A 5,955-nucleotide genomic window follows, 5' to 3' on the forward strand; every position below is an offset into this window, starting at 1 on the left:
GTCGGCGACGGGAGCAACGACGCGCCCGCGCTCGCCGCCGCCGACATCGGCATCGCGCTCGGCACGGGGACGGACATCGCGGGCGACGCCGCCGACGCGGTGCTCGTCGGCCGCGACATCGACGCGATTCCGGAGGTGTTCTCGCTTTCGACCGGAGTGAACCGCCGCATCCGCGGCAACCTCGCGTGGGCGTTCGGCTACAACGCGGTCGCCATCCCACTGGCCGCCCTCGGCGTGCTCAACCCGCTTTTCGCCGCCGTCGCCATGGGCACGTCGAGCCTGCTCGTCGTCGCCAACTCGGCGCGGTCGCTCGACTGAGTCGCCTTCCCGAGACGGTCGCCGAAAGCGGACCAATCAAGTCACTCCGCCCCGTCGGGAACGATAATGACAGACGACCCCTTCTCGCTCGCCGTTCCGGAGGGGTGGACCGTCGAGACCGACGTGGACACCGACGAGGCGAGCGCTAAGACCGTCTACGAGTCGCCCGACTCGGACCGACGCGTCACCATCACCGAGTTCGCGCGGGGACTGACGCTCTACTGGTGGGTCGATATCTTCGCCTTCGCCGACGGCGAGTGGCACCGCCGGGAAGTGGGACTCGGTGACTCCTACCGAGACACGAACGCCGTGGGCGACGCCGCACAAGACGCGCTCGACCGACTTTCCGTGTCCGGCGAGCGAATCGAGTCGGTAGCCGACGACTGATTTATCAGGGCCGCAGAACGACCGGAACGCATGTACCTCGTCGCTTACGACGGCTCTCGACTGGCGAACGCGGCGCTCGATAGCGCCGCACAGTTCGCGTCGGCCACCGGTCACGACGTGCTCGCCGTCGCCGTGGTCCCCGACGACTCGGCGTACGCCGTCGAGGCGGGGTGGGTCCCGTCGCGGGAGGTTTTCGACCGACAGACCGTCGTCGGAGAACTCCACAAAACCGCGGTCGACATCGCGCCGTCGGCGTCGTTTCAGGCAGTCTCAGTCGGCAAGAACCCCGCTCCGGGGAACATCGTTTCGAAGCTCAGGACAGTCGCGTCTGAGACGGATGCGACCGTCATCTTCGTCGGGAGCGAGAACGCGGGCCGTGTCGTCGTTCCGCTCGTCAGCGTCGGCGGGAACGTCGCCAGCGACGACGCCCACGACGTGCACATCGTCCGCCACGCGCCCCCGGAGATTCACAGGCGGTTCCCCAAGTCCCACTTCTATCTCCCCTGACGCCGCTCGGGGGTCGGCGGACGCCGTCGTCGAGCCACCGTTTCATGTGTCGCGGCCGCGAACATCAGGTATGCGAGATATCAGGTACGTTTACACCGTCGGGACCGACCCGGAGACCGTCTCCGAACGGCTGTCGAACGCTTCGTCGGGCGTGCTGTCGCTGGCCGACGGCGGGCGCTCCTACGCGATTCCCGCGCACGTCTCCTACGACGCCGAGGGGGGTCGGCTCCTGTTCCGCCTCACCGACGACGGGCGAAGCGAGAAGTTCGCGTTCATCGAGGAGACCGAGGAGGCGACGTTCGTCTGCTACGAGGACGCGGGCAAAGACTCGTGGAGTATCATGGCTCGCGGCCCGATTCGCGTCCTCCCGGACGACGAGCGACCGGATGCGACGACCATCAACGAACTGTTCGGCGGCGTCCGCGTGTTCGACGAGGAGGTCGACGACCTCGAGTTCCACCTCGTCGAACTCGAACTCGACGAGTTGACGGGGCGCGAAACCGCCAGATGAACCGCCTCGCGGCCGAGACCCGTCGGAAGGGGTCGTCGCCGCGGCGAGAGGACGGACACACCCTGAGCGGGAGCCGAGTCAGTAGAGCCCGACGATCGGCTCGTCGGCGGCGAGGGAGGTCGCCACGACCCGGTCGACGCGCGGGTGCTCGCGGAGCCATCTGGCGATTTCCTCGGCCGTCTCGGCCAGTCGCTCGTCGTCGACCATGTTGAGCACCGGGACGACCCGCGCCGTCTCGGGCACGTCTTTCATCCCGCCGCAGTCGTTCGACAGCACGGCGGCCACGTCCCACTCGGATATCGGGTCGCCGACGGCCGTGCCCGACACGTCGGAGACGAGTTCCGGCCGGTGGACGCGCTCGTCGGAAAGCGCCTCACCGACGACCCGGACGCTGGCGACCGGGCAGACGAGGTCGGCCGTGTCGGGGAGTTGCGGTTCGTCCTCGCCGGGCGCTTTCAGCCAGCGCGACCGCGCCCCGTCGGCCTTGACGAGCACCACGTCGTCGCTGGCGCGCGCGATTCGGTCGACCGTCGCCGGGTCGTAGCCGCGGTAGCGGTCGGTCCGTTCGCGCTCCGGGACGAGGCCGAGCGGGCGGGTCTGCGTCTCGGCGACGGCGGTCTCGGGGTCGTCCGTGACGACGACCTCGGCCACCTCGTCGTCGAAGATGGGGATGCGGACGGTGCTCGTGACCACGCCGTCGAGGTCGCGGGCGAGTCGATAGAGCAGCGATTTCTTACCGCCTGCGCCGACGGCGCAGACGAGGTCGTCCGGGCCGATGCCGAGGGCGTCGGCCAGCGTCGGGAGCGACGCGGGGGGCGCGGACGGGTCGTCAGTCATCGACCGCCACCCCCGACTCGGCCGTCACGCGGACGGCGCTGTGTTTGTACTCGGGTATCTTCGCGGTCGGGTCCAGCGCGTCGCCGGTCAACCGGTTCACGAGCGGCTCCGCGTAGTGGAACGTGGCGAAGACGGTCCCGCGGCGGACCGCGGGCGTCACCTCGGCCGCGACCCGGATTTCGCCGCGGTCGTTTTCGACGCGGACGGTCGCCCCGTCTTCGATGCCGCAGGCGGCGGCGTCGTCGGGGTGAATCTGCAGGCTGTCCTCGCCGCGCATCCGCATCAGCACGCCCGAGCGGCGGGTGAGCGCGCCGCTGTTGAAGTGCTGGAGGACACGTCCCGTCACGAGGACGAGTTCGCCGTCGGCGACGGAGTCGGCCGGGGCGACGTGTTCGACAACCCGGAACGGTGCGGTCTTCGACCCCGATTCGAACGCGTCGGCGTGGAGGATGGCCGTCCCCTCGGTCGCGCCAACCGGGAACGGCCAGCGCTGGCTCCCCGTTCCGATACCGTCGTACGACATGCCGGCGTAGATGGGCGTCACCCGCCGGAGTTCGTCGAAGACGCCCTCGGGGGTCGCGGGCGCGTCGAGGCCGGCCACGCGGGCGGCGAACTCCCGGAGGATGTCGAGGTCGGCGCGGGCGTCCCCCGGCGGCGCGACGTTCCGGTTCATCCGGATGACCTGTCGGTCGGTGTTCGTCACCGTCCCCGACTTCTCGGCCCAGACGCTCCCGGGAAGCACTACGTCCGCGAATTCGGCCGTCTCGGTCGGGAACACGTCGTGGACGACGCAGAAGTCGAGCGCCTCGAACGCCTCGCGAACGCGGTTCGCGTTCGGCTCTGTCACGGCGGGGTTCTCGCCGAAGACGTAGGCCGCCCGCACCTCGTCGCCGAAGCGATGGGTCGCTTCGACCTCCGTGAGTCCCGGGAGTGCGGGCGGTTCGAACCCCCACACGTCGGAAACGGCGGCGCGGGCGTCGTCGTCGGTGACGGGGCGATACCCCGGTAAGACGTTCGGGAGCGCGCCCACGTCGCCCGCGCCCTGCACGTTGTTCTGCCCGCGGAGGGGGTTGACGCCGGTCCCTGCCTTCCCGACGTTGCCGGTCAGGAGCGGGAGGTTGATGAGCGCCTGCACGTTGTCGGTGCCGTAGTGGTGTTGGCTCATCCCCATGCCGGTGAAGATAGCCGCGCGGCCGGCCTCGCCGTAGGCTCTCGCCGCGGCGCGGAGGTCGGCGGGGTCGACGCCGGCGCGCTCGGCTTCCGCGTCGATATCGACCACCGAGAGGTGTTCGCGGAGCGCCGCGAACCCCGTGGTTCGCTCGGCGACGAACGCCTCGTCGACCAGTCCCTCCTCGACGATGACGGCGGCCATCGCGTTGAGAAGCGGAATGTCAAACCCCGGCTTCACCGGGAGGTGGATGTCCGCCGCCTTCGTCGTCTGGTTCTCGCGCGGGTCGACGTGAATCATGGTCGTCCCCGACTTGAGCGCCGGAAGCAGGTACGACCGGAAGATGACCGGGTGCTGTTCGGCGGGGTTCGCGCCGGTCACGAGGAACACGTCGGCCTCCCCGAGGTCCGAAAGCGAGTTCGTCATCGCGCCCGCGCCGAAGCGGTCGCCCATCGCCGCCACCGTCGAGGCGTGACAGAGCCGCGCGCAGTTGTCGATGTTGTTCGTCCCGAGCGCCCGCGCCGTCTTCTGGAGCAGGTAGTTCTCCTCGTTCGTGCAGTTCGACGACGAGAAGAAGAACACAGAGTCCGGCCCGTGGTCGGCGACGACGCGGGAGAACTCGCGTTCGATGCGGTCGAACGCCTCGTCCCACGTTGCCTCGACGAGCCGGCCGTTCACTCGCACCAGCGGGGTGGTCAGGCGCTCGTCGTGTTCGACCACGTCCCACGCCGCGGCCCCCTTGGGACAGAGTTCGCCCCGCGTGTTGACCGGGCCGTGCCACCCGACAGCGCTCCCGCGGTCGGCGTCGTAGCGGATGCCACAGCCGACGCCACAGTACGGACAGACGCTCTCGCTCGATGCCGCCACCCGCTCAGGCACGCTGACACACCACACACATGGTCGAACGTGCGACCCGAACGATATTCATCGTACCGCCGACTGCGGCGGGGTGAAAATCGTCGGTGGACATACGTCCGCTCGTGTCGTTCAGTCGAAGCGTGCACGAGCAGGCAACCGCGCATCGGGAGGCCGAGGAAGCGAGCGGACGCGAGGACGTCCCGTGGCACGCGCTCGAACGCGAGGCGGCGCTGGAGCGACTCGAATCGAGCCGCGACGGCCTCAACGACGACGACGCGGCCCGCCGACTCGCCGATGAGGGACCGAACGAACTCGCCGACGAGGAGGGCGTCTCGCCGCTTTCGCTCCTCGTCTCGCAGTTCACCGGGCCGCTCATCCTCCTGCTTTTTTTCGCCGCCAGCCTCTCGCTCGTCGTCGGCCTCCTTCCCGGCCGCGACCCGGGCTACACCGACGCCGCGCTCATCCTGCTCATCCTGCTCGGAAACGGCCTGTTCGGCTTCGTGCAGAACTACCGCGCCGAGCAGGCGCTCGCGGCGCTCCGGGAGATGGCGACGCCGGACGCGACGGTCCGACGCGGCGGCTCGATTCGGGCCGTCCCCGCGACCGAGGTCGTCCCGGGCGACGTGGTCGTCCTCGAAGCGGGCGACGCCGTCCCCGCAGACGCCCGTATTCTCACGGCGGCCGACTGCCGCGCCGACGAGTCGACGCTGACCGGCGAGAGCGCCCCGGTGGACAAGGCGGCCGACTCCGTCGAAGCCGACGCGGCGCTGGCCGACCGGAGAAGCGTCCTTCACGCCGGGACCACGGTCGTCAGGGGCCGTGCGGAGGCCGTCGTCGTCGCCACCGCGATGGACACCGAACTCGGAGCCATCGCCGACCAACTCGGACAGGCCCGCCAGCGCGAGACGCCGTTCGAAATCGAGGTGGACCGCCTCGGCCGCCGCATCGGCATCGGCATCGTCGCGCTCATCCTGCTCATTGCGGCGGTCCAGCTGTTCCTCACCGCGACCGATCCGGTTGTCGTCCTCCTCGTCGCCGTCACGCTCGCCGTCGCGGCGGTCCCCGAGGGGCTTCCGGCGGTCGTCACGCTCACCCTCGCGCTGGGGTCGCGGACGCTCATGGAGCGCAACGCGCTCGTCCGCAACCTCGCGGTCGTCGAGAGCCTCGGCGCGGTGGACTACATCGTCACCGACAAGACGGGGACGCTGACCGAAAACCGCATGACCGTCACCCGCGCGTGGCTCCCCGACGACCGGACGGTCGAACTGGACAGTGGTTCGGCGTCGTCGGGGACGGCCGCCGAAGACGGCGGCGCGTCGGCCGCGACCGACGCGGCGGCTACGGCACGACTCGGCATCCGCGGCCGTCC

The 5,955-nt window shown here is 69.9% G+C and carries 6 protein-coding genes and 1 pseudogene; 5 read left to right on the forward strand and 2 right to left on the reverse strand.

The window, feature by feature from the left end; genetic code table 11:
• From NKF06_RS19315 to NKF06_RS19330, 4 genes and pseudogenes are all read left to right on the forward strand, one after another.
• A pseudogene (locus NKF06_RS19315) lies at positions 1–318 on the forward strand (HAD hydrolase family protein); the annotation flags it as partial.
• Positions 319–384: 66 nt separating this feature from the next.
• Positions 385–705 carry a hypothetical protein gene (locus NKF06_RS19320; protein ID WP_253246341.1) on the forward strand — a complete coding sequence of 107 codons (321 nt, stop codon included), beginning with the start codon at positions 385–387 and terminating at the stop codon, positions 703–705.
• A gap of 30 nt (positions 706–735) precedes the next feature.
• Complete coding sequence (locus NKF06_RS19325; RefSeq protein ID WP_253246342.1) at positions 736–1,212, forward strand: universal stress protein; 477 nt, start codon at positions 736–738, stop codon at positions 1,210–1,212.
• A gap of 70 nt (positions 1,213–1,282) precedes the next feature.
• On the forward strand, positions 1,283–1,723 hold the full coding sequence (locus tag NKF06_RS19330) for a pyridoxamine 5'-phosphate oxidase family protein (RefSeq protein ID WP_058828128.1): 441 nt from the start codon (positions 1,283–1,285) through the stop codon (positions 1,721–1,723).
• A 78-nt stretch (positions 1,724–1,801) separates the two neighbouring features.
• Here NKF06_RS19330 and yqeC read toward each other — a convergent pair whose 3' ends face one another.
• Complete coding sequence (gene yqeC / locus NKF06_RS19335) at positions 1,802–2,560, reverse strand: selenium cofactor biosynthesis protein YqeC (RefSeq protein WP_058828127.1); 759 nt, start codon at positions 2,558–2,560, stop codon at positions 1,802–1,804.
• Positions 2,553–4,595, reverse strand: coding sequence for a formate dehydrogenase subunit alpha (gene fdhF, locus NKF06_RS19340; RefSeq protein ID WP_253246344.1), 2,043 nt, complete (start codon positions 4,593–4,595; stop codon positions 2,553–2,555). The genes yqeC and fdhF overlap by 8 nt, the downstream gene beginning before the upstream one ends.
• Before the next feature lie 95 nt (positions 4,596–4,690).
• Here fdhF and NKF06_RS19345 point away from each other — a divergent pair.
• Positions 4,691–5,955: HAD-IC family P-type ATPase (locus NKF06_RS19345; RefSeq protein ID WP_253246343.1), on the forward strand; the 1,265-nt coding region annotated here is incomplete at its 3' end.

Origin of the sequence: Haloferax sp. AB510 (assembly GCF_024136985.1) — an archaeon.
GTDB lineage: Archaea > Halobacteriota > Halobacteria > Halobacteriales > Haloferacaceae > Haloferax.